At 66.9% G+C, this 22060-nt stretch carries 18 protein-coding genes and 4 tRNA genes; 10 read left to right on the top strand and 12 right to left on the bottom strand.

Annotated elements, in window-relative coordinates:
* Positions 1 to 69: 69 nt before the first annotated feature.
* Positions 70 to 1623: an MFS transporter gene (locus FM105_RS05240; protein ID WP_087005866.1), complete on the bottom strand. Its 1554-nt coding sequence runs from the start codon at positions 1621 to 1623 to the stop codon at positions 70 to 72.
* Between the two features lie 58 nt (positions 1624 to 1681).
* On the opposite strand from FM105_RS05240, the gene gluQRS reads away from it, so the two are divergent.
* Positions 1682 to 2593: a tRNA glutamyl-Q(34) synthetase GluQRS gene (gene gluQRS, locus FM105_RS05235; RefSeq protein ID WP_087005951.1), complete on the top strand. Its 912-nt coding sequence runs from the start codon at positions 1682 to 1684 to the stop codon at positions 2591 to 2593.
* On the opposite strand, the gene FM105_RS05230 is transcribed toward gluQRS, so the two are convergent.
* Positions 2577 to 3758, bottom strand: a complete 1182-nt coding sequence (locus tag FM105_RS05230) for a glycosyltransferase (protein WP_256970245.1) — start codon at positions 3756 to 3758, stop codon at positions 2577 to 2579. The genes gluQRS and FM105_RS05230 overlap by 17 nt on opposite strands.
* Complete coding sequence (locus tag FM105_RS05225; RefSeq protein WP_087005859.1) at positions 3745 to 4692, bottom strand: DMT family transporter; 948 nt, start codon at positions 4690 to 4692, stop codon at positions 3745 to 3747. The genes FM105_RS05230 and FM105_RS05225 overlap by 14 nt, the downstream gene beginning before the upstream one ends.
* 173 nt (positions 4693 to 4865) lie before the next feature.
* Here FM105_RS05225 and FM105_RS05220 point away from each other — a divergent pair.
* Positions 4866 to 4938, top strand: a tRNA-Asn gene (locus tag FM105_RS05220).
* A 190-nt stretch (positions 4939 to 5128) separates the two neighbouring features.
* A complete protein-coding gene (locus FM105_RS05215; protein WP_087005856.1) occupies positions 5129 to 5545 on the top strand; it encodes a ChaB family protein in 417 nt (138 codons plus the stop codon).
* Positions 5546 to 5691: 146 nt separating this feature from the next.
* Here the strand turns inward: FM105_RS05215 and FM105_RS05210 are convergent, their stop codons facing one another.
* The 6 genes from FM105_RS05210 to aceE form a co-directional block, all read right to left on the bottom strand.
* Positions 5692 to 6933, bottom strand: coding sequence for a beta-ketoacyl-[acyl-carrier-protein] synthase family protein (locus tag FM105_RS05210; protein ID WP_087005853.1), 1242 nt, complete (start codon positions 6931 to 6933; stop codon positions 5692 to 5694).
* A 76-nt stretch (positions 6934 to 7009) separates the two neighbouring features.
* Positions 7010 to 7261 carry an acyl carrier protein gene (locus tag FM105_RS05205; protein WP_087005850.1) on the bottom strand — a complete coding sequence of 84 codons (252 nt, stop codon included), beginning with the start codon at positions 7259 to 7261 and terminating at the stop codon, positions 7010 to 7012.
* A 112-nt stretch (positions 7262 to 7373) separates the two neighbouring features.
* Positions 7374 to 8375, bottom strand: coding sequence for a beta-ketoacyl-ACP synthase III (locus tag FM105_RS05200; RefSeq protein WP_087005847.1), 1002 nt, complete (start codon positions 8373 to 8375; stop codon positions 7374 to 7376).
* A gap of 27 nt (positions 8376 to 8402) precedes the next feature.
* Positions 8403 to 9323: an ACP S-malonyltransferase gene (locus tag FM105_RS05195; protein WP_087005844.1), complete on the bottom strand. Its 921-nt coding sequence runs from the start codon at positions 9321 to 9323 to the stop codon at positions 8403 to 8405.
* Positions 9324 to 9373: 50 nt separating this feature from the next.
* A complete protein-coding gene (locus FM105_RS05190; protein ID WP_087005841.1) occupies positions 9374 to 10591 on the bottom strand; it encodes a PucR family transcriptional regulator in 1218 nt (405 codons plus the stop codon).
* A 128-nt stretch (positions 10592 to 10719) separates the two neighbouring features.
* Positions 10720 to 13503, bottom strand: a complete 2784-nt coding sequence (gene aceE / locus FM105_RS05185) for a pyruvate dehydrogenase (acetyl-transferring), homodimeric type (RefSeq protein WP_087005836.1) — start codon at positions 13501 to 13503, stop codon at positions 10720 to 10722.
* 211 nt (positions 13504 to 13714) lie between these two features.
* Here aceE and FM105_RS05180 point away from each other — a divergent pair, with 211 nt between their 5' ends.
* The 3 genes from FM105_RS05180 to FM105_RS05170 all read left to right on the top strand — a co-directional run bounded on the left by FM105_RS05180 (position 13715) and on the right by FM105_RS05170 (position 15051).
* Complete coding sequence (locus FM105_RS05180) at positions 13715 to 14143, top strand: DUF3052 domain-containing protein (protein ID WP_087005833.1); 429 nt, start codon at positions 13715 to 13717, stop codon at positions 14141 to 14143.
* On the top strand, positions 14140 to 14586 hold the full coding sequence (locus tag FM105_RS05175) for a redoxin domain-containing protein (RefSeq protein WP_179207077.1): 447 nt from the start codon (positions 14140 to 14142) through the stop codon (positions 14584 to 14586). The genes FM105_RS05180 and FM105_RS05175 overlap by 4 nt, the downstream gene beginning before the upstream one ends.
* Positions 14587 to 14658: 72 nt before the next feature.
* Entirely contained in the window at positions 14659 to 15051 is a 393-nt protein-coding gene (locus FM105_RS05170) for an HIT family protein (RefSeq protein WP_087005827.1), read from the top strand.
* A 3-nt stretch (positions 15052 to 15054) separates the two neighbouring features.
* Here FM105_RS05170 and FM105_RS05165 read toward each other — a convergent pair whose 3' ends face one another.
* Positions 15055 to 15582 (bottom strand): TetR family transcriptional regulator, encoded by a 528-nt coding sequence (locus tag FM105_RS05165; protein ID WP_087005824.1) that lies wholly within the window; start codon positions 15580 to 15582, stop codon positions 15055 to 15057.
* Positions 15583 to 15757: 175 nt separating this feature from the next.
* Between FM105_RS05165 and FM105_RS05160 the strand changes: the two genes are divergently transcribed.
* Positions 15758 to 15834 (top strand) — tRNA-Pro (locus FM105_RS05160).
* Between the two features lie 128 nt (positions 15835 to 15962).
* A tRNA-Ser gene (locus tag FM105_RS05155) sits at positions 15963 to 16047 on the top strand.
* Between the two features lie 78 nt (positions 16048 to 16125).
* On the opposite strand, the gene FM105_RS05150 is transcribed toward FM105_RS05155, so the two are convergent.
* Positions 16126 to 17772, bottom strand: coding sequence for a hypothetical protein (locus tag FM105_RS05150; RefSeq protein WP_087005822.1), 1647 nt, complete (start codon positions 17770 to 17772; stop codon positions 16126 to 16128).
* Between the two features lie 334 nt (positions 17773 to 18106).
* Here FM105_RS05150 and FM105_RS05145 point away from each other — a divergent pair.
* Both FM105_RS05145 and FM105_RS05140 read left to right on the top strand, forming a co-directional pair.
* Positions 18107 to 18183 (top strand) — tRNA-Val (locus FM105_RS05145).
* A 39-nt stretch (positions 18184 to 18222) separates the two neighbouring features.
* Positions 18223 to 20148: a heavy metal translocating P-type ATPase gene (locus FM105_RS05140; protein ID WP_087005819.1), complete on the top strand. Its 1926-nt coding sequence runs from the start codon at positions 18223 to 18225 to the stop codon at positions 20146 to 20148.
* Positions 20149 to 20530: 382 nt separating this feature from the next.
* Here the strand turns inward: FM105_RS05140 and FM105_RS05135 are convergent, their stop codons facing one another.
* Positions 20531 to 22006: a catalase gene (locus FM105_RS05135; RefSeq protein ID WP_087005816.1), complete on the bottom strand. Its 1476-nt coding sequence runs from the start codon at positions 22004 to 22006 to the stop codon at positions 20531 to 20533.
* Between the last annotated feature and the right edge of the window lie 54 nt (positions 22007 to 22060).

Genomic DNA, 22060 nt, shown 5'->3' with positions numbered 1-22060 from the left:
CAACGACATCCATCGTCTCACGGACCCCTCGTGGGACCCGCCGCCGGGTGTCACACTCGCGCACCGATCTCATCTGTCGGAATTCTGCCTGGCTCCCTGGTTCCTGCGCCCCTGGAGGAGGTCGACCACTCCGACGGCGGCCGCAGCGGCGACCACGACGAAGATCACGGCGAATCCGACGACGAACGCAGTCATCCATCCGTGCGAGGCGAGCACGGTGAATGTGATGCCGGTGATGACCGCTATGCCGATGGAGGTGCCCACGCGCTGACCGGTCTGGAGCACGCCGCCGGCGGAGCCTGCGTACCGGAGCGGGACCTCTGAGAGGGTGAGGGTCTGATTGGGGCTGATGATCAGGGCCTGCCCCGCGCCCAGGAGGCCCAGAGTGCACAGGAGCCACCACTCGCTGGTGCCCACTGCGTAGTGGAGGACGACCGCTGTGACCGTGAGAGCCAGGCCGGTGAGTGCCAGGGCGAAGCCCCACAGGACGAGCGGTCTGCCGATGCGCGTGATGTGGCGACCGGCGATCGGCGCGAAGATCGCGTTGGCGAGTGCTGAGGGCAGACCGATGAGGCCCGCGGCGAGTGCGGTGTGCCCGAGCCCCGACTGCATCCAGAGGGCGAGCAGCACCCACACACTGGTCATGCCGAGGAAATGGACGCTCACGAGCAGCGTGCCGTTGGAGAACGACCGGGTGCGGAAGAGGTCGATGTCGACCATGGGCGCGTGACCGCTCCGCTTGCACCGCTTCTCCCACTGCACCCACACGACGACCAGGAGGAGCCCGATGGGCAGGGACGCCCAGATCCAGGTGCCCGCCTCGCGCTCGACGAAGGGCAGCATCACGAGCAGCGTTCCCATTCCGAGCAGGACGACGCCCAGGGGGTCGAGGTCGGTGATCCGGCTCATGCCGATCGCCATCCGTGAGGCGCGGGGCACCTCTGAGACGGCTCCGCTCGTCTGCGGTGTCGCAGCTGCTGAGTTCGCCGGGCTGCTGCCGACGGCCGCGCGCCACGCGGACGGTGGGAGCCAGAGGAATGCGCCGATCACGGCGAGCACCACGAAGGGCACATTCACGAGGAACGACGCGCGCCAGCCCCACTCCGCGCCGAACGCTGCGACGAAGACGCCGCCGAGCACGGGTCCCACGGCCACCGACACGCCGATGATCCCGCCGAACAGCCCGAACGCACGTCCGCGCAGCGCCCCTGCGAAGTACTGCTGGATGAGGCCCGTGACCTGGGGGTTGATGAAGCCGGACCCCAGGCCCATGACGACGCGCGCGACATTCAGCGTGAGGGGATCCGACGAGAAGCCCGCGACGAGCGATCCGGCGCCGAACAGCACGAGCCCCGCGATGAAGACCCGTCCCCGACCGTAGATGTCCCCGGCCCGCCCTGCGGCCACGAGCACGACGCCGAACGCGAGCGCGTATCCCGACAGGATCCATTGGAGCGCGGCTGAGCTCGCTGCGAGCGACGCCTCGATCGACGGGAGCACGACGTTGACGATGGACACGCTCAGCAGGGACAGGAAGGCGACGATCAGCGACACGAGGAGGATGCGCCGCTGCTCCGCCGTGAAGCCCTCGGCGTGCGCCGACGACCGGGTGGAATCTCTCACCTCCCCCTTATATGCCCTCCCACGGCCCGGAGCAATGACCGCCGCTACTGTGGAGTCCATGCTCACACCCGCCGGACGCTTCGCCCCCTCGCCCAGCGGCGACCTCCACATCGGCAACGTGCGCACCGGGATCCTCGCCTACCTGTGGGCCGTCACGACGTCCCGCGCATTCCGCTGGCGGGATGAGGACCTCGACCGCGTGCAGGAGGGTGCCGCGGAACGGCAGCTGGCGCAGTTCCGCGCGCTCGGCGTGAGGATCGACGGGCCGGTCGTCCAACAGTCGAGGAGGACCGATCTGTACGAGGCGGCGTGCGAGCGGCTCGCGGCGCGGGGACTCGTCTACGAGTGCTACTGCTCGCGCAGGGACATCCTCGCAGCACCCAGCGCACCCCACGCGCCGCCGGGAGCGTATCCGGGCACGTGCCGCGACCTCACCGACTCAGAGCGTGACGCGGCCCGGGACCGGCTGCGCTCGCTCGGCCGCGCACCGGCGCTCCGTCTCGCCGCGGATGGTCGCACCAGCTCGATCGACGACGTGCTGCTGGGGGTCGTCACCGCGCACGTCGATGATCTGGTCCTGCGTCGCGGCGACGGAGTCTGGGCGTACAATCTCGCCGTCGTCGTCGACGACGGGGACATGGGGATCGACCAGGTGGTCCGCGGCGACGACCTCGCCTCGTCTGCGCCCCGCCAGGCACACCTCGCCCGACTGCTGGGACTGCCGGTGCCGGAGTACGTCCATGTCCCACTGGTCCTGAGCCCCGCTGGCGCGAGGCTGGCGAAGCGCGACGGCGCCGTGACGATCACGCAGCTGGAGGAGCACGACTTCGACCTGTGGGCGTGGATGGGGCAGTCGCTGGGGTTCGGTCCGTGGACGAGCCTCGACGACGCCGTCGCACGCTTCGATCCTGCGGCCATGACCCGCGACGCGACGGTGTTCGACCCGCCCCCGCTCAGCGACGGCGCGTGATGACCGACCGGTAGATCTCCTCGAATCGGGAGATCGTCCTGCGGATGTCGTGCACCTGGACGAGGTCCTTCGACTCCTCGCCCATGGCGTGCCGCTGCGCGTCCGTGGCTGTGAGGACGCTTGTGAAGGCGCGGGCCAGGTCGTCGATGTCGCGCGGCCGGAACAGGTGGCCGTTGACGCCGTCGCGGACCAGGTGCGGGAGCGCGACCGCATCCGCGAGGACGACGGGGAGCCCCGAGGCCAGTGCTTCGAGCGTCGCGATGGATTGGAGCTCAGCGGTCGACGGCATGCAGAAGAACGTCGCGCGCCGGTACTCCTCGTCCAGCTGGGCGTCATCGATCTTCCCCAGCACATGGACACGATCACCGACGCCGAGGTCCCGTGCCAGTGCCGGAAGCACGGTCTCCTGATCGCCGGCGCCCACGATCCGCGCCTCGAGGCCCAGCGCCGGATCCGTGCGGGCGAGGGCCTGCACGATGTCCTGCGGTCGCTTCTCCTGCGAGAGTCTCCCGACGAAGAGGACCGAGGGCGGCGTGTGGTCAGCGGCCTCGGCGGCGGGAGCGGGGTCGTCGAAGCGAGCCAGGTCGATACCGCAGCTCACGGCCTCGACAGGGTGGTCGAAGCCGTTCTCCGTCAGCAGATCGCTCGCGAGCTGGGTCGGGACGGTGATGTGGTCCGCCTGCTGGAACCGGCTGCGCAGATCGGTCCAGGCGGCGTCTGTGGCGAGGTCCAGCAGGGGCCTCGGTACACGGACGTAGGGGCGGACGTTGTCCGGCATGAAGTGGTTCGTCGCGACGACGGGGATGTCCCGCGCCTTCGAGAGAGAGAACGCGTACCGCCCGATGACGAAGTGCGCCTGCGTGTGGACGACGTCCGGGCGGATGTCGTCGAGCAGCCGGGACAGGTCGGGCTTCACCTCCCAGGGCATGCAGATCATCCAGGTGGGATGCAGCGGCCAGTGGTGCGAGCGCAGCCGGTGCACGCGCACTCCGTCCTCCCACTCGTGGCGGGGGATGCCGGAGGCGGAGGGTGCGACGACGTGGACCTCGTGGCCGGCAGCGGCCAGGCCGGTGGCGAGGCGGTTGGTGAACGCGGCCGCGCCGTTGATCTCCGGAGGATAGGTCTCAGCGGCGATGAGGATGCGCAGCGGATCAGGGGATGGCACGGTCGGAGACCTCTTCGATCGACGGTGGGTCGGAATCATCGCCGTACTTCTGGTGGGAGCGACGGCGCTCCGCTTCGACGGCGTCCGGGTGGTGGCGTGACAGGAGGACGACGGAGGTGCAGGCGAGTGCGCCGAACGCAGCCATGCCCAGGATCGAGGCGACACCCGAGTCCGCCGCTTCGCCGAGGATCAGCGCACCGAGCAGGACGGCGATGATCGGGTCGATGACGGTGAGCCCGGCGATCACCATCTCCGGTGGTCCGGCCGCGTACGACGACTGCACGAACCATGAGCCGACGAGCCCGGATGCGGCGAGTGCGACCAGGTTGATCCAGGGCAACGATGAGAGGCCCTCCAGGAGACCCACGTCGACGATGTGGGAGCTGACGACGTGCATGTTCGTCGCGACGAACGCGAAGAGCACTCCGCCGCCCGTGATGAGGAGCAGCTGCCGCGGATGGGAGACGGTGAGGATGACGATCAGGCCCGCGACCGTGAAGGCGAGGGCGAGAGCGGCCAGGAGGTGCGCCTCCGCCGGGCTCGTGGGAGAGGTCGTCGCGACCAGGGCCGACACCGTCACGAACCCGGCGACTCCGACGACGCAGAGGACCACCGTGATGATGATGGACCGGTGGACGGCGAGGCTCCGGTGGTACATGCCGAGCAGGATCGAGATGACCAGAGAGAAGGCGCCCACCGGCTGCACGACCATCACCGGGGCGAAGGCCAGCGCGGTGACGTTGGCGACGATGCCCGCACCCATGATCAGCAGACCCAGGACCCAGTGCGGAGAGCGGAACAGGCTCACCAGTGTCCGCAGTCGCAGAGCTCCTTCGGAAGTCTGCAGGCCGGAGACCCCCCGATGCTGCAGGAGGGCTCCGTACGCGAGGGACACGGCTGACAGGAATGCCAGGCCGATGGCGAGAATGATCATCGGCTCTACGATACTGATCTCCCCTGGGGCGTTGCTGATGACCCGGCACGGAGCGGCGTGTGACGTCCGGCACGGCGCGTGATCTGCTCTCGCGACAGGGGCACGCCCCGTTTTGCGTCGTCGCGGAGACGGGTGCTATTGTTTCATCTCGTGTTCGCAAGTGTGAACACTATTCCTCCGTAGCTCAGTTGGCAGAGCATTCGACTGTTAATCGAAGGGTCGCTGGTTCGAGCCCAGCCGGGGGAGCCGAAGGTCAGAGCCCCATCATCGCGTCATGGACGCGAGGGTGGGGCTCTTTCCATGCGTGCTCGACTCCGGTGCGGCGCGGGGGCTGTGGCCGGAACCGTGCTTGGAGGCTGTGCATTCGCCGGTGGCGCGAGTACCGTGGATAAAGTCCAAGCTTCCTTGTCGATCATGTCGAAGAGAGGTGGACTCGATGCCCAAGACGACACAGCAGGGGAACGCCAAGGAGACGGAGATTCCCCAGACGCTCCAGCGTTCTGATCAGAAGGCCCAGCGCACCTGGGCGAAGGCATATGACTCTGCGATGGAGGAGTACGACGACGAATCGCGGGCCGCACAGACCGCGTGGGCGGCGCTCAAGCGCACGTACGAGAAGGTCGGCGACCTCTGGCAGCCCAAGGACGATTCGGGCCCGTCGGATTCGCGTGCGGAGGGAAGCCGCCGCAGCGGCGAGACGGCCGGAGGCGTCAACGCCAACGCGACGAAGGACGACCTGTACGAACAGGCGCAGGAGCTGGGCGTCGACGGCCGCTCCACGATGACCAAGGATGAGCTCGTCGAAGCGCTCGAGACGGAGAGTGATCGACGGACGAAGAAGAGCGCAGACTGATCCGCGGCGTGCGGGCTGCGCAGGCGCCGCACTGCGAAGAAGACGGAAGAGGAGGGGTCGGTGCGAGAGCACCGACCCCTCCTCTTCCGCTGACGGACCACACTCGTCATCCGCTGACGGACCGCTCACGGCCGGCAGGGTCCGCGTCAGATGCTCTTGAAGGCCACCACCGCGTTGTGTCCGCCGAACCCGAACGAGTTCGTGATCGCGGCGATGTCGCCGTCCGGCAGCTGAGCCGGAGTGTCGCGGACGATGTTCAGGTGCACGTCGGGGTCCACCGACTCGATATTGATCGTCGGCGGTGCCTGGCGGGTCTTGAGCGCCATGACGGTGAACACGGCTTCGAGTGAGCCGGCCCCGCCCAGCAGGTGGCCCGTCATCGACTTCGTCGCAGAGAACTGCGCATCGTCGACGGCGTCGCCCAGCAGCTTGTTGACCGCGAACGACTCCGGGATGTCGCCGACCGGGGTCGACGTCGCATGCCCGTTGATGTGCCGGACGTCCGAGGGGGTGAGGCCAGCGGATTCGAGTGCCTCGCTCATCGCGCGGATCGACCCGTCGCCCTCCGGGTGACCGGCGGTGATGTGGTAGGAGTCGTTGGAGGTCCCCCAGCCGGCGACCTCGGCATAGATCGTCGCTCCGCGGGCCTCGGCATGCTCACGGCTCTCGAGGATCAGCGTGGCGCCGCCCTCGCCCATGACGAACCCGTCGCGGTCCACGTCGAAGGGACGCGAAGCGGTCTCAGGCGAATCCGTGCGGCGTGAGAGCGCGCGCATCGAGGAGAACGCGGACAGGGTGATGGGGTGGACCGCTGCCTCCGCACCGCCGGAGATGACCACGTCGGCCTTGCCGGAGCGGATCATCTCGAACGCCTGGCCCAGGCTCTCCGTGGACGAGGCGCAGGCTGAGACGACGGTCTGGACGACCGCGCGGGCCTTGAACTCCATGCCCACGGCGGCTGCGGGCGCGTTCGGCATGAGCATCGGCACGGTGAGCGGCATGACGCGGCGAGTGCCCTCTTCCTTCAGGGTGTCCCATGCGTCGAGCAGGGTCCAGACGCCGCCGATCCCGGTCGCCCAGGACACCGCGAGGCGTTCGGGCTCGACGTCGGGGGAACCCGCGTCCTCCCAGGCTTCGCGTGAGGCGATGAGGGCGAAGCGGCTGGCGGGGTCGAGGCGCTTGGACTCGACCTTCTTGAGCCGCTCCTCGACGACGCCGGGAGCGACGGTGGCTGCGAAGTCGACGGGAAGCTCGTACTTCTCCGCCCAGTCGTTGTCGAGGGTGTGGGCGCCGCTGGTGCCTGCGAGCGCAGCCTGCCATGTCTCCTGGGCGGTCGCACCCAGGGGCGTGACGGCACCGATGCCGGTGACGACGACAGTGGAAGTCATTGTGTGGAACCTCGTCGAATCGTGGGGTGGGACCTCCGCGGGGCCGGGTTCGCCGGCCCCGCGGAAAGGGATGTGATCAGGCCTGCTGCGCCTTGACGATGTAGTCGACGGCGTCCTGGACCGTGATGAGGTCCTTGACGTCGTCGTCCGGGATCTTGACGCCGAACTTCTTCTCAGCGTTGACGACGATGGTCATCATCGAGATCGAGTCGATGTCCAGGTCGTCCGTGAACGACTTGCCGGCTTCGACGGCGTCCGTCTCCAGGCCGGTCTCTTCATTGACGATCTCTGCGAGTCCGGCGAGGACCTCAGCTTCGCTCTGTGCCATTCTTCATCCTTCTCTCTTCTTCCCGCCGGGCGTGGTGTGCGCCGCGGCGGCTTGCAGGAAACGTGATTCGACGACGATCCCAGCGAGATCTTACGTCATCGGTGTGCCGATCTCAGGGGAGGACGACCACCTGTGCGCCGTAGACCAGCCCCGCTCCGAAGCCGATCTGCAGAGCGAGCTTGCCGTGCAGGTCGGGGTTCTCCCGGAGCAGTCGTTCAGTGGCGAGCGGGATCGACGCGGCGGACGTGTTGCCGTTCTCCGCGATGTCACGGCCGATGATGACAGACTCCGGCAGCTTGAGCTGCTTCGAGAGCTCGTCGATGATCCGCATGTTGGCCTGGTGGGGGACGAACGCGGACAGGTCCTCCGCAGTGACCCCTGCCGCGTCGAGCGCCTGCTGCGCGACCTCGGCCATCTCCCACACCGCCCAGCGGAACACGCTGGGGCCGTCCTGGCGGAGGGTGGGGAAGGGGGCCTCGGGATCCTTCTTCATGTCCAGGAACGAATTGGTGACGCGGATCGTCTCCCAGTTCTCTCCCTTGGAGCCCCAGACGCTCTGGCCGATCCCGGGGGTGTCCGACGAGGACACGATGACAGCGCCTGCGCCGTCGCCCAGGAGGAAGGAGATCGAGCGGTCCGTGGGATCGATGAAGTCGGAGAGCTTCTCCACGCCGATCACCAGGACGTTGTCCATCACGCCGGACCGGACGAGGCCGTCCGCCTGTGCGATCGCGTAGCAGTAGCCCGCGCATGCTGCGGAGATGTCCCAGGCCGGCACGGGGCCGGTGCCCAGGCGCTGCGTGAGCGCGGAGGCTGCGGACGGCGTGGGGTAGCCGAAGGTCACCGTGGCGATGATGATGCCGCCCACGTCGCCGGGCCTGATGCCGGCGTTCGCGATCGCCTCCGATGCGGCTTCCTCGGACATGTCGAGGACGCCCACGTCTGCGCCCGCACGGTGTCGTGTGACGATGCCCGTGCGCTGCCGGATCCATTCATCGGAGGAATCGATGGCTTCGACGAGCGCATCGTTCGGCACGGCATGCTCGGACCGATAGCCGCCTATCCCGGAGATGCGCGAGTAGGTGTTGGCCGGTGTGGTCGTGAGAGTGGTCACTGGGGAGTCCTTCCCGGATGGTGGATCTCAGGCGCCCGCATGGGCGCGTACGAATTCTCGGGCTGCTTCGATGTCGTCTGCGGACTTCACGGGGAAGACCTCGACACCCTTCATCGCGCGCTTGGCGAGTCCGGTGAGGGTCCCGCCGGGAACCAGTTCGAGGATCCCGGTCACGCCGGATGCCAGGAGCGTCTCCTGGCAGAGGTCCCAGCGGACGGGATTCGTCACCTGCGAGACGAGGAGGTCCAGGTAGTCGTCGCCGGAGCGGACTGCCGTGCCATCGGAGTTCGTGAGGATCGTCACTGACGGATCCTTCGGCGTCAGGGTCGTCGCGGTCGCGGCGACGGCTTCTGACGCGGGGCTCATGAACGAGGTGTGGAACGCGCCGGCGACCTTCAGCGGGATCACGCGTGCGCGGTCCGGCGGGTTCGCGGCGAACTCCTCGATGCGGTCCTGCGCGCCTGCTGCGACCGTCTGTCCGCCGCCGTTCACATTGGCGGGTTCCAGTCCGGCCTCCGTGATGGCGGTGAGGACGCCGTCCGGGTCCCCGCCCACGACGGCGGCCATGCCGGAGGCCGCTGCTGCCGCGGCATCGGCCATCGCCGCTCCGCGGGCCTGGACGAGGGTCATGGCCTGGGCGGGGGAGAGGATGCCCGCGATGGCTGCCGCGCCGATCTCGCCGACGCTATGGCCCGCGACGATATCCGTCGTCAGGTCGTCGCCGAAGATCTCCGCGTGCGCAGCGATCGCCGCCGCGACGAGCAGCGGCTGAGCGATCGCCGTGTCGGTGATCGTCGCGTCGTCGGATTCGGTTCCGTGGGTGCGCAGGTCGATCCCGGACGCATCGGCGAGCTCGCCGAGCGTGGTGGAGAAGCCGGGGAGTTCGAGCCAGGACGTGAGGAAGCCGGCCTTCTGTGCGCCCTGTCCAGGGCATGCGGTGACTAGCACGAGCAGTGATATCCCATCGTTCGATTCAATGTTGCAGACTACGTGAGCTGTCAGGACCCTGAGGTGGGTTTGTGGGGTGGTGCCAACTGTCCCACCGTCGACAGTCGACCGAGCACCAAGGCTATGCGGATGACGAAGGCGGCACGGGGTTCGGTCGGGTCGTGGCCGATGAGACCCGTGATCTTCTTCAGACGGTAGCGCACGGTGTTCGGGTGGACGTGGAGGGAGCGGCCGGTCGCTTCGAGGGAGCCGCCGTGGTCCAGGTAGTCCGCGACGGTCTCGAGCAGGCTTCCGCTGCCGGCGGCGAGCGGCGCGTACACGTCATCGATGAGCGCTGCGGTCGCGATGCCGTCGCCGGCGATCGCGCGTTCCGGCAGGAGGTCGTGGGCGTGCACCGGGCGTGGCGTCGACTGCCAGGCGGAGGCGGTCCGCAGCGCCCACATCGCTGATTTGGCCGACGTGCCTGCTTCTGCGAGCGTCGAGACCTCCGGGCCCACCACGACGTCGGAGGGGCCGTAGTAGTGGGAGAGGGCCAGTGCCGCGGCATCGAGGTCCTCGGTGCCGCCCAGGACGATGAGGAGGCGGTCGTCGTGGATGCCGACGAGGACGTCCTCCGCCCACGTGCGGGCGGCGCGGCGGATCTCGGAGATGCTCTTGTGCGCGGAGCGGCGGGGTGCGCGGCCGATGAGGACGGACACGCTGCCCTGGGACTGCCAGCCGAAGGCCGCGGATCTGCTCGCGAGCTCGTCGACCGAGTCTCCTCGGACGAGTGCATCGATCACCATCGCCTCGAGGCGTGCGTCCCAGCTGCCGCGGGCCTCGGCGGCACGGGCGTAGATGTCTGCCGCGGCGAATGCGATCTCGCGCGAGTACACGAGGACGGCTTCCTTGAGTTCAGGCTGCTCGCGCGGCTGGGCGAGGTCCGGTACGCGCTCCTCGACGACCTGGACGACGACGCGCAGCAGCTGCAGGGTCTGCTGGAGGGAGACGGAGCGGACCAGCTCCCGTGGAGCGGAGCGGAAGACGTCGAGGACGCCGCGCAGGGGAGTGGCGGGGTCCTGGTACCAGTCGATGAAGGACGAGATGCCCGACTTCGCGACCACCGACACCCACTGCCGGTCTGCGGGGTCCATGCTGCGGAACCACGCCAGACGTGCATCGAGGCGCTGGATGACGACGTGCCCCAGCTGCTCTTCGCGGGCCTGCAGCCTGCGGGCGGTGTCAGTGCGCCCGGGGGACGCCTGATGGGTCGATCTCGAAGCCAGCATGCAAGCACACTATCGTGCGTGAGCCCCTATGACGTTGTGGACACTCGACAACTCCGCACAGAAAGACAGCGGGGTGGGGTCGGCCGCTGGTGCAGCCGTCCCCACCCCGCCGTCGTGCGGAGGGTCTGTCAGGCGGCGCCGCCCTCCAGGGAGCCCGAGGTGCCTGCAGTCGGATCGTCGAGCTCGTACTTCTTCGCTGCTTCCGTCGCCTTCGAGATATCGATCTCTCCGCTGTCGGCCAGGCTGATGAGAGCCTGCACCGCGATGGACGGGCCATCGATGAGGAAGTGGCGGCGAGCCGCCGGTCGGGTGTCGGAGATCGCGTAGCCGTCTGCGCCGACCGATGAGAAGTGGTTCGGCACGTACTGACGGATCTGATCCTGCACCGCCCGCATGTAGTCGCTCGCGGCGACGACGGGACCTGCCGTGTCCTTCAGTGCGGAGGTCACATGGGGCACCCGCGGCTCCGCGGACGGGTCGAGCAGGCGCTGCTCGTCCGCCGCGAGCCCGTCACGGCGCAGCTCACTCCACGAGGTCACGGACCAGATGTCCGCGCTCACGCCCCAGTCGTCCGCCAGCAGCTGCTGGGCCTCGTACGCCCATGCGACAGCGACGCCGGACGCCAGCAGCTGGACCTTCGGTCCACCGTTGTCCGGGCCGTCCGCCAGCTTGTACATGCCCTTGAGGAGGCCGTCGACGTCGAGGTCCTTGGGCTCCTTGGGCTGCTGCATCGGCTCGTTGTACATCGTGATGTAGTACATGACGTTCGGGTCGACGGCCGGGTTCTCCTCATCCTGCCCGTACATCCGTTCGAGCCCGGCCCGCACGATGTGGCCGATCTCGTAGCCGTATGCGGGGTCGTAGGAGAGGATCGCCGGATACGTCGATGCGAGCAGGTGCGAGTGGCCGTCGCCGTGCTGGAGTCCCTCACCGGTGAGCGTCGTGCGTCCGGCGGTCGCACCGAGCACGAAGCCGCGGGCCATCTGGTCCCCGGCCGCCCAGAAGAAGTCACCGGTCCGCTGGAACCCGAACATCGAGTAGAAGATGTAGAAGGGGATCATCGGCTCGCCGTGGGTGGCGTAGGACGTGCCCACCGCGGTGAGTGCCGACGTGGCTCCCGCCTCGTTGATGCCCACGTGGAGCAGCTGCCCGTCCGTGGCCTCCTTGTACGCGAGGAAAAGGTCGCGGTCGACGGAGATGTAGTTCTGCCCGTGGGGGTTGTAGATCTTCGCAGTCGGGAAGAACGAGTCCATGCCGAACGTGCGCGCCTCGTCCGGGATGATCGGCACGATGCGGTGGCCGATCTCCTTGTCGCGCATGAGGTCCTTGAGGACGCGGACGAAGGCCATCGTGGTGGCGATCGTCTGCTTCCCCGACCCGCGCCGGGCGGCTTCGTACGCTTTCTTCCCGGGCAGCTCGATCTGCGTGTACTTCGACCGGCGCTCCGGTGAGTACCCGCCGAGCTTGCGACGACGCTCCTGCAGGTACTGGATCTCCGGGGCATCCTCGCCGGGGTGGTAGTACGGCGGCTTCTTGGGATTCTCCTCGAGCTGCGCGTCCGTGATCGGGACGGAGAAGTGGTCGCGGGCCAGCTTGAGGTCCTCGATCGTCATCTTCTTCATCTGGTGCGTCGCGTTGCGCGCCTCGAACGACGGCCCCAGCGAGTAGCCCTTCACGGTCTTCACGAGGATGACCGTGGGCTGGCCCGTGTGCGCCTGTGCGGCACGGTAGGCGGCGTACACCTTGCGGTAGTCGTGGCCGCCGCGCTTGAGGTTCCAGATCTGTTCGTCCGTGAGGTCGTCGACCATCGCCTTGGTGCGGGGGTCGCGACCGAAGAAGTTGTCGCGGACGAAGCCGCCGTCCTCCGCCTTGTAGGTCTGGTAGTCGCCGTCCGGCGTCTGGTTCATGAGGTTCACGAGTGCGCCGTCGCGGTCCTTGGCGAGCAGCGCGTCCCATTCGCGGCCCCAGACGACCTTGATGACGTTCCAGCCGGCACCGCGGAAGTACGACTCGAGCTCCTGCACGATCTTCCCGTTGCCGCGCACGGGACCGTCGAGGCGCTGGAGGTTGCAGTTGATGACGAAGTTCAGGTTGTCGAGCTCTTCGTAGGCTGCGACGTGGAGCATGCCGCGGCTCTCCGGCTCGTCCAGCTCACCGTCGCCCAGGAATGCCCAGGTCTGCTGCTGTGAGGTGTCCTTGATCCCGCGGTTGTGCAGGTACTTGTCGAACTGCGCCTGGGTGATGGCGTTCATGGGGCCGATGCCCATGGAGACGGTGGGGTGCTCCCAGAAGTCCTGCATCTGGCGCGGGTGCGGGTAGGAGGGGATGCCGAGGTTCTTGCCGTCGACGATGTGGCTGGCCTGCTGGCGGAATCCGTCCAGCTGGTCCGCGCTCATGCGTCCCTCGAGGAAGCTCCGGGCGTACATGCCGGGGGAGGCGTGGCCCTGGTAGAAGACGTGGTCGCCACCGCCGGGGTGGTCCTTGCCGCGGAAGAAGTGGTTGAGCCCCACTTCGTAGAGCGTCGCGGAGGACGCGTAGGTCGAGATGTGGCCGCCCACCTCGATGCCGGGCCGCTGCGAGCGGTGCACCAGCATGGCGGCGTTCCAGCGGTTCCAGCGGCGGAAGGTGCGCTCGACCTCTTCGTCGCCGGGGAACCACGGCTCTTCCTCGGGGCTGATCGAGTTGATGTAATCCGTGGCCGTGAGGCTGGGGACGCCCACATTGCTCTTGCGTGCACGGTCGAGCAGGCTGAGCATGATGTACCGGGCGCGGACAGGGCCCGCCTCAGCGATGAGACCGTCCAGCGAATCGAGCCATTCCCTGGTCTCCTCCGGATCGATATCCGGGATCTGACTGGGGAGACCGTTGAGGATCGGTCCTCCAGGATTAGTCGGCACGACATTCCTCCTCATTGAAGTTGCGGTGCTGCTGCACAGCACCTGCGGGCTGCGCCACGGTGGCCCGGTGGAGCCGTCTGCGGTGGCACTGCCCACTCTGGGGTTGCCTCCAGCATATGGGTTGAACGGCTCAGCGGACGAGCGAAGACGTGTTGCTCGCCTCTCATTCCAGGGGAATCGCACCCCGGGCGTTTGCCCGGCGGTCAGGGATGTGGAGAATGGTCGCATGAGCACTTCTGCCTCAGAGAGGGACACGCAGGACTCCGCATCGACTCCGCTCGACTTCAAGCGGGGACAGTACGTACAAGAGATCGGCTACGACGAGGACGTCGATTTCGATCTTCGCGAATCGATCGAGAAGGTCCTTGAGGAGGAGCTGGCCGATGACGACGTTGATGACGTCTTCGATGCGATCATCATGTGGTGGCGCGCAGATGACCCGGATCTCACGGATGCGATAGTCGACGCGCAGACCACCCTGTCCACCGGCGGCATCATCTGGCTGCTGACACCGAAGCCCAACCGCGACGGGCATATCCGTCCGGCCGACATCTCCGACGCCGCGCCCACAGCCGGCATGCACGTCACCTCCACGGTGAGTGCTGCGCCGGACTGGTCCGGCTACCGGCTGGTCGGCAAGAAGAACTACGGGTGAGTGGGCGCACCCTTCCGGATCTCTCCCTCCCCGCACACACGGGAGAGGACGTTCCGCTCCTGACGGGAGCGGAATCCGGAGGGGTGCTGCTCGTCTTCGTCCCGTACGCCTTCACACCCGTCTGCGCTGATGAGCTGGTGACACTGGTCGGGCTGGCCGGCCGGCTCCGTGCGCGCGGGATCGCGCCGCTGGTCGTCTCGTGCGACACGAAGTACACCCTGCGCGCGTGGGCGATCGCCGAACTGGGCGATGCGTGGGACAGCGTCCCGCTCCTGTCGGACTTCTGGCCCCACGGGGCCCTCTCGCGTGCCTGCGACGTCTTCGACCATCGCCGAGGCGGGCCGCACCGCACAGCGCTCCTCGCCGACTCGTCCGGTTCCGTCGTCGACGAGGAGACCGCGGACTTCGGGACTCCGCGGGACCTCGGCCGCTTCGTGCGGTGAGCCGCTGGCGGCTACGCTGAATCCGACATGACTGTGTGGGCCTCACGGGCCCCGGAACACGGAGGAGAACACGTGGCATCCCTCTTCACCAAGATCATCGAGAACGAGATCCCGGGCGTCTTCGTGTACGAGGACGAGCTGTGCGTGGCGTTCCTCGATGTGCAGCCGATGACCGAGGGACACGTCCTCGTCGTCCCCCGTGAGGAGATCGTGCACTGGGTCGACCTGGACGACGACCTCTCTGCGCATCTCTTCGCGGTCGCCAAGACGATCGGCAAGGCGCAGAGCGAGGCGTTCGAGTGCGAGAAGGTGGGACTCATGGTCCAAGGCTATGAGGTGCCCCACGTGCACATCCACGTCTGGCCCACGACCTCTCTCGCAGACTTCGACGCGAGCCGTCGAGCGGACTTCACGGACGCTGCAGTGCTCGAGGAGGCGGCGGAGAAGATCAGGCGGCGACTCTGAGCCTCAGCCGGTCAGCAGTCGGGTGAGACCGGTGCGGAAGGAGGCTTCGGCGTGACCGTCGGAGCCTCCTCCCGTGGTGCGCGGCGCGAGTGGCTCGCCCGCGAACAGACGTCGGTTCTGCAGGATCGCGATCGAGCCCAGGACGTACGGGATCACGAAGTCGCGGGTGTCCGCATCGAGATCTGAGAGGGCTGAGGGCAGCACCGTCGGACCGGAGTGCGAGTAGGCCAGGAGCACGATGTCCGCGCTCTCGCGATAGCGCAGGAGCACGCCCCGGTACGTGGTGATCGCGTCGACCGTGCTGGCGAGCCGGCCCTGGCCCGGTGCGGGCCGATCGAGGTCGTCGGCTTCTGCGCCCATCCGTGCTGCCAGGAGGACGAACAGCGACTGCTTGTCTGCGACATGCCAGTAGAGGGCGGACGGCTGGACGTTCAACTCCCGTGCGAGTCGACGCATCGTGAGGTCGCCCAGACCGAAGTCCGAGAGGATGCGCATCGCAGCGTCGGCGACACTCTCCGTAGTGAGAGCCATACCCCTCCTGAGGCGGTGTGCAGGGCGATCGATGAGGTCCGTCGGCACGGGAGAAGACCGAGCGGATCCGCTGTTCTGCTGTGTCGCACCTTACCGGCTCCTCGATTAGGAGTTCGCAGGTCATTATGGTTAAACTGTGTCTCGCTGTCAGGTTCTCAGGAACCGTCCACAGCATCGGGATATAGCGCAGCTTGGTAGCGCGCCTCGTTCGGGACGAGGAGGTCGTGGGTTCGAATCCCGCTATCCCGACCAGCAGAAACGCCGGGGCATCATCACGATGTCCCGGCGTTCTCATGTCCGGTGATGAGCCGGTTCTGCTAATGTCCAGGTGCTCCACGGCATGTGCGAGAATAGCTGGGCGCCGGCTTCGGTCGGCGAGTGGTGAGTTGACAGAGCGGCCGAATGTGACGGTCTTGAAAACCGTTGACCTGCAAGGGTCCGTGGGTTCGAATCCCACACTCACCGCAGGTGGAACGCAAGAGGTGCGGGCCGGGAGGACATCCTCCCGGCCCGCACCTCTTGCGCGTCAGCGGCTCACCGCGCTCAGAAGGTGTCCCGGCGCTTCGGCCGCGAGCTGAGCATGACCGTCGCTGCGCCCACTGTCAGCAGACCGGCCGCTGCGATCGCGAGGATGCCGGCATCGGAACCGGTGCGCGGCAGCTCGGATCCGCTGTCGCCGTCATCGCCCGCGTCTCCCGTGACCGTGAAGGAATCGGTGGCCGTCTCGCCGCCGCAGCTGATCGAGACATTCCAGGTTCCGACGTAGTCCGCCGCATTCGAGCCCGTCCCGTAGAAGGAGAACGAGGCCGCGCCGTCATCGTCCGCTTCGATCCCGTCCGCGTACGCCACCTCGTCGGTGCCCGGCCACATGACCTCGAGCGAGACCATATCGCCCGGCAGGCAGTTGGAAGCAGTGACTTGGACGCCCGTGTCGTAGTCCATGAAGCTCGCCGCGGACAGGGTCTCGGGCGACACCGTGATCGCCGGGTCCAGATCTGCCTCGTCGGAGTCGTCCCCGTCGTCTTCGCCGGGCTGACCATCGTCGCTGTCATCCGACTCGTCCCCGTCGTCCGACCCGTCGCCGCCGTCCTCGCCCTCGTCGGAGTCGTCTCCGTCGTCAGAGTCGTCGTCCTCGGACCCGACGGTGAACTCGACATCCGCGGAATCGAGCACCACGTCTTCGCCTGCGAGCTCGATCGTGAAGGTGCCGGCGATGACGTCGGCGCTGTAGTCGCCATACCACTCGATGAAGTAGGCGCCGACCGCATTGCCGTCCTCGTCGGCTTCGACCTCGAACTCCGTCGACAGGTCCGGGGTGTCGTCCGGTGCGATGACGCGGAACGTGTACCACTCGCCCGGTGCCAGGTCCGTCGCGGCGATCTGCAGGCCGCGGTCGCCGGGCTCCTCACCCTGCGGGACCATGACGTCATCGACCTCGATCGAGTTCGGCAGGTCCAGTGCGGGATCCGCCTGGACCTCTTCGTCCTCGTCGGTCTCGTCGTCTTCGATGTCGTTGAGGATCTCGAACGAGCCTTCGTCGACCGTCACGCCTTCTGAATCGGTGACCGACACACTGCGGTCTCCGGCGAAGGACTCCAGGTCTGCGTCGGAGTCGACCTCGATCGTGTAGGACTCTGTGAACAACCCGTCCGCGGAGGTGGTCACCTGGCGTTCGCCTGACGTTTCGGGCCCGCCCGTGACGGTGACGGTGTACTGCGTCTCCGGCTCGAGTTCGGTTCCGGTGATGGTCGCGCCGCTGGGCGCCTCGTCGCCGGAGACATAGACGACGTCGGTGAGACGGACGTCCTGCGGGGTGACCGTCACGTCAGCTGTGTCGGCGTCCTCAGTCGGGTCCTCGGTCGGTTCTTCCGTGGGCGCTTCAGTCTCTGTGGCTCCGTCCGTCGGCTCGTCAGACGTACTGTCGTCTGACGGCTGGGGCGATGAGGGCTCCTCGGGCTCCTCGGGAGTCTCCTCGTTCTGGCTCGGTTCTTCCTCCGCGGGCGCCTCTGCCTGCGTCTGCTGCTTCTCCTCGGGCTCCTGTGTGGGAGTCGCCGTCGGGTCTGCGGCCGAATCGGAGAGAGTGACGTTCTGCGCGTCCGAATCCTGCGCGTGCGCTGCGGCCGGTGCGAGAACGAGGCCCGCCGCTGTGAGGGAGGCGAGGACGGCGGGGGCGAGGGTCTGCTTCTTCATCACCGATGCTCCATTCCGGTTCTCCGCGGTCCGGGCGGAGGATCCTGACGTCGACCGGACCCTCCACGGTGAGGGAGAACCGATCTCTTGAGGCCCACAGTAGGAACACAGGGGATGCGGAACAATTATTGATCATTGTGTTCGGACCGTTCTGCCGATTCGTCATCAAACGTGACCGACCGTGATCGTTCCGTAATCCGTATGTCGCAGGAAAGACGCTTCTTGCGCAGTTCGGCGCAAGTTCGCCTGGTGCGCTCCGACGTGACGCGCTTCAGATGAATGATGAACGGATGGCACCCGTGTGCGATACTTGAGCCGCCGCATGAGCGGTGTGGGGCCTATAGCTCAGTTGGTCAGAGCACCTCGTTTACACCGAGGGGGCCGGGGGTTCGAGTCCCTCTGGGCCCACCAGAAGGTCTTTGTTCGAAAAGAAGGACTGAGGACGCGGCAGTGCCAGCACAGACCGTCACACCTGACACCGGACAATCGCCGCGCGCGACCTCACCGACAGTAGAGCTTCTCCGCAGCCGCAAGCTCATGATCTTCGTGATGCTCGGGCTGACGGCCGGGGTGGTGCTCTGGCTGACCGGCCTGACGACAGCTCTCGCTGTCACCGCCTACCTGGTGCTCAGCGTCGTGATCGTCATCACTGCCTCAGGCATGGTCCGGGATCTGATGCATGGTCATTGGGGGCTCGACGTCCTTGCTGTCATCGCCATGATCGCCACTCTTGCTGTGCATGAGTATGTCGCGGGGCTCATCATCGCGTTGATGCTCACAGGGGGCGAAGCGCTGGAGGATCTGGCCGCGCGTCGTGCAAGCCGGGAACTCGACCAGCTGCTGACCCGAGCCCCAGCGTTCGCAGGGCGGATCCACCCGGTGACCGGGGAAGTCGAACGAGTGGCGATCGAAGAGGTCGCGGTGGGCGATGCGCTGCTGGTGCGATCCTCGGAGATTCTCCCGGTTGACGGACTGCTGCTGTCGGATCACGCGACGATCGATGAATCGTCGGTGACCGGTGAGCCGATCCCGGCGAGCTGTCGCGCGGGCGACCCTGTGCTGTCTGGGACGGTGAACGGCACCACGAGTTTCACGATGCGCGCTCAGAAGGTGGCGGCCGATTCTAACTACGCATCGATCGTGCGGCTCGTAGAAGAAGCCGTGGAATCCCGCGCACCCATGGTGCGCCTCGCCGATAGGTATGCGCTGCCGTTCACTGCTGTTTCGCTGCTCATCGCAGGCCTCGCCTGGTTCCTGAGCGGTGACCCGGTGCGTTTCGCTGAGGTGCTCGTGGTTGCGACACCGTGCCCGTTGCTGATCGCTGCACCTGTCGCGTTCATGGGGGGTATGAGTTCAGCCGCGAAGCTGAACGTCATCATCAAAGATGGTGGCGTCCTGGAGGTGCTCGCCCGGGTTCGTTCGGCAGCGTTCGATAAGACCGGCACCCTGACGCAGGGTAAAGCCGATGTGGTGGATCTTCACCCGGCCTCCCGCACGGCGAGCGAGACGCTGCGGCTCGCGGCTGCCGCTGAGCAGTACTCCGTGCATGTGTTCGCCGACCCCATCGTGGCAGCGGCAAGAACCCACCAGCTCGAATTGCCGGAAGTGACGCATGCTGACGAAGTGGCGACGAATGGGGTGCTCGCCTCCCTGGTAGGGGGGGCCGTGGTGCGAGTCGGGAAACCTGCGTTCATCGAAGAGGTGACCGGGCCGATCGCCCGCCCCGCACTCCAAGCTGGAGAGACGGCCGTGTACGTGGCAGTCGGTGACGAACTGGCGGGCGTCATCATCCTGTCCGACCCGATTCGTCCGAACGCAGCAGACACCGTGACCCGCCTTCGCGAAGCCGGCGTGACAGAGATCGCGATGGTGACCGGCGACGTCACATCCACTGCAGAGTCCGTCGCACACGCGGTTGGCATCCAGACGGCTCACGCTGAGACCACGCCCCGAACCAAAGTCGAGATCGTACAAGCCATGCGGCCGCGGCCCGTGCTCATGGTCGGTGACGGGATCAACGATGCCCCCGTGCTGGCAGCCGCTGACGTAGGCATCGCAATGGCGGGCCGAGGGGCCACTGCTGCGAGTGAGTCGGCAGCGGCGGTGATCACCTCGAATGACATTGCGCGCGTGGCAGATGTCGCGTATGTCTCGCGGCGGACCGTGCAGATCGCGTTGCAGTCGATCTGGATGGGCATCGTCATCTCAGTGGGCTTGATGCTCGTTGCCGCATTCGGGTACCTACCCGCAGTGGTGGGTGCCCTCCTGCAGGAGATCGTCGATCTCGTCGCCATCGTGTGTGCACTCCGAGCGCTCCGAGCGCACAAGGGGGCGCGGCGAGACCGCGTCACTGGACATGAACCGCCAGCTGGGTGAATCAGTCGGCCAGATAACACTGGACGATGCTGATCGGTGTCGAGACGGCGACGTGGGGCGGGCAATCGTGGGACCACTCCCTGTGTGTTCTTGACGGAACTGCTCCTGGGTTCCCACGGCGGCCATCGAACGGGTCGAAGCGCTTGGTATGAATACCTCGCCACCATCTGGGACGCATCCGTTGTGGGGAGTACCTCTGGAGGTCCGTCCACTCATCGCAAGCTCGCGATCCACACAGTGACACGGAGCGGCGGCCTTCTCTGCCTATCGACGGGTGCCGATGCGACGGAAGCCCCGTCGCCGCGGATATCCGTGGCGACGGGGCTTCCGTCATGCTGCGTCAGAAGTCCGGAGATCCCGGCGAGCGCGCGTCACGCGAGGCTCAGGCCTGTGCCTTCCCGGTCTTCTCGAAGTAGAGATCCTGGATGCGCTGGCCGACCTCGGCGTCGATGTTCTTCCAGTACTGGAAGACGTTCGACAGGACGGGCTCCTGGACCTCGGGGATGAGGCTGCCGGTGACCGTCTCGACGAGGCGGTCGCGCTGCTCATCGGTGTAGACCTCGCGGACCAGCGTGTGCGCCTGTCCGAAGTCGTCGTCCTCCGAGTGCAGCGAGTACGCCGAGCGCACCAGAGAGCCGTCGGACTCCCAGCCGTTGTCCACCTGGCCCTGGGTGTCCTGGTAGGCGCGACCGTACGAGTTGGGCGCGTACACCGGGGCATCACCCGAGTGGTGGTACTGCATCGCGCCCTCCTTGTCGTAGGAGTTCGTCGGGTTCTTCGGCGCGTTCACCGGCAGCTGGTTGAAGTTCGTGCCGATGCGGTGACGCTGCGCGTCCGGGTAGGAGAACACGCGGCCCAGCAGCATCTTGTCGGGCGAGACGCCCGTGCCGGGCACGGTGTTCGCGGGGCTGAAGGCGGCCTGCTCGATCTGTGCGAAGTGGTTGACCGGGTTCTCGTTGAGTGTGAACCGGCCGACGCGGTGCAGCGGGTAGTCCTTGTGCGACCAGGTCTTCGTGAGATCGAACGGATTGAAGCGGTAGGTCTTCGCCTCTTCGTACGGCATGATCTGCACCGACAGAGTCCAGCTGGGGTGATCTCCGCGCTCGATCGCGTCGAACAGGTCACGGCGGTGGACGTCCGCGTCCTCAGCGGCGAGCTGTGCCGCTTCGTCGTTCGTCATGTTCTGCTCGCCCTGTTCCGTGTGGAAGTGGTACTGCACCCAGAACTTCTCGCCCTCCGCGTTGATCCACATGTAGGTGTGCGACGAGTAGCCGTTCATGTGACGCCACGTCTTCGGCAGGCCGCGGTCGCCCATGAGGTAGGAGACCTGGTGAGCTGATTCCGGCGAGTTGGTCCAGAAGTCCCACTGCATGTTCGCAGAGCGGAGGCCGGAATCCGGCGTGCGCTTCTGCGAATGGATGAAGTCCGGGAACTTCATCGGATCGCGGACGAAGAAGATGGGCGTGTTGTTGCCCACCATGTCGAAGTTGCCCTCGTCGGTGTAGAACTTCAGGGCGAAGCCGCGGACGTCGCGCCACGAGTCCGGCGAGCCCAGCTCACCGGCGACGGTGGAGAAGCGTGCGAGCATGCGGGTCTTCTTGCCCGGCTGCAGGAAGTCCGCCTTCGTGTACTTGCTGACGTCCTCGAGCACCTCGAACTCACCGAAGGCGCCGGAGCCCTTCGCGTGGGGGCTGCGCTCCGGGACGCGCTCACGGTCGAAGCGTGCGAGCTTCTCCACGAGGGCGACGTCATGGAGCATCAGGGGGCCATCGGCGCCGACGCTCAGCGAGTGGGCGTCGGATTCGCGCGGCGCGCCGGTCTCCGTGGTCGAAGGCTTTGTCGGATCAAACTGTGTCATGTTCTTCCTTCCGATCGAAACATGTCTCTGCAGGAGAGGTTGAGGGGGACTGGG

It is taken from the genome of Brevibacterium yomogidense (assembly GCF_900163715.1).
GTDB classification, from domain to species: domain Bacteria; phylum Actinomycetota; class Actinomycetes; order Actinomycetales; family Brevibacteriaceae; genus Brevibacterium; species Brevibacterium yomogidense_A.
The sequence above is the reverse complement of the archived record's forward strand: the minus strand, read 5'-3'. Positions and strand labels throughout refer to the sequence as shown.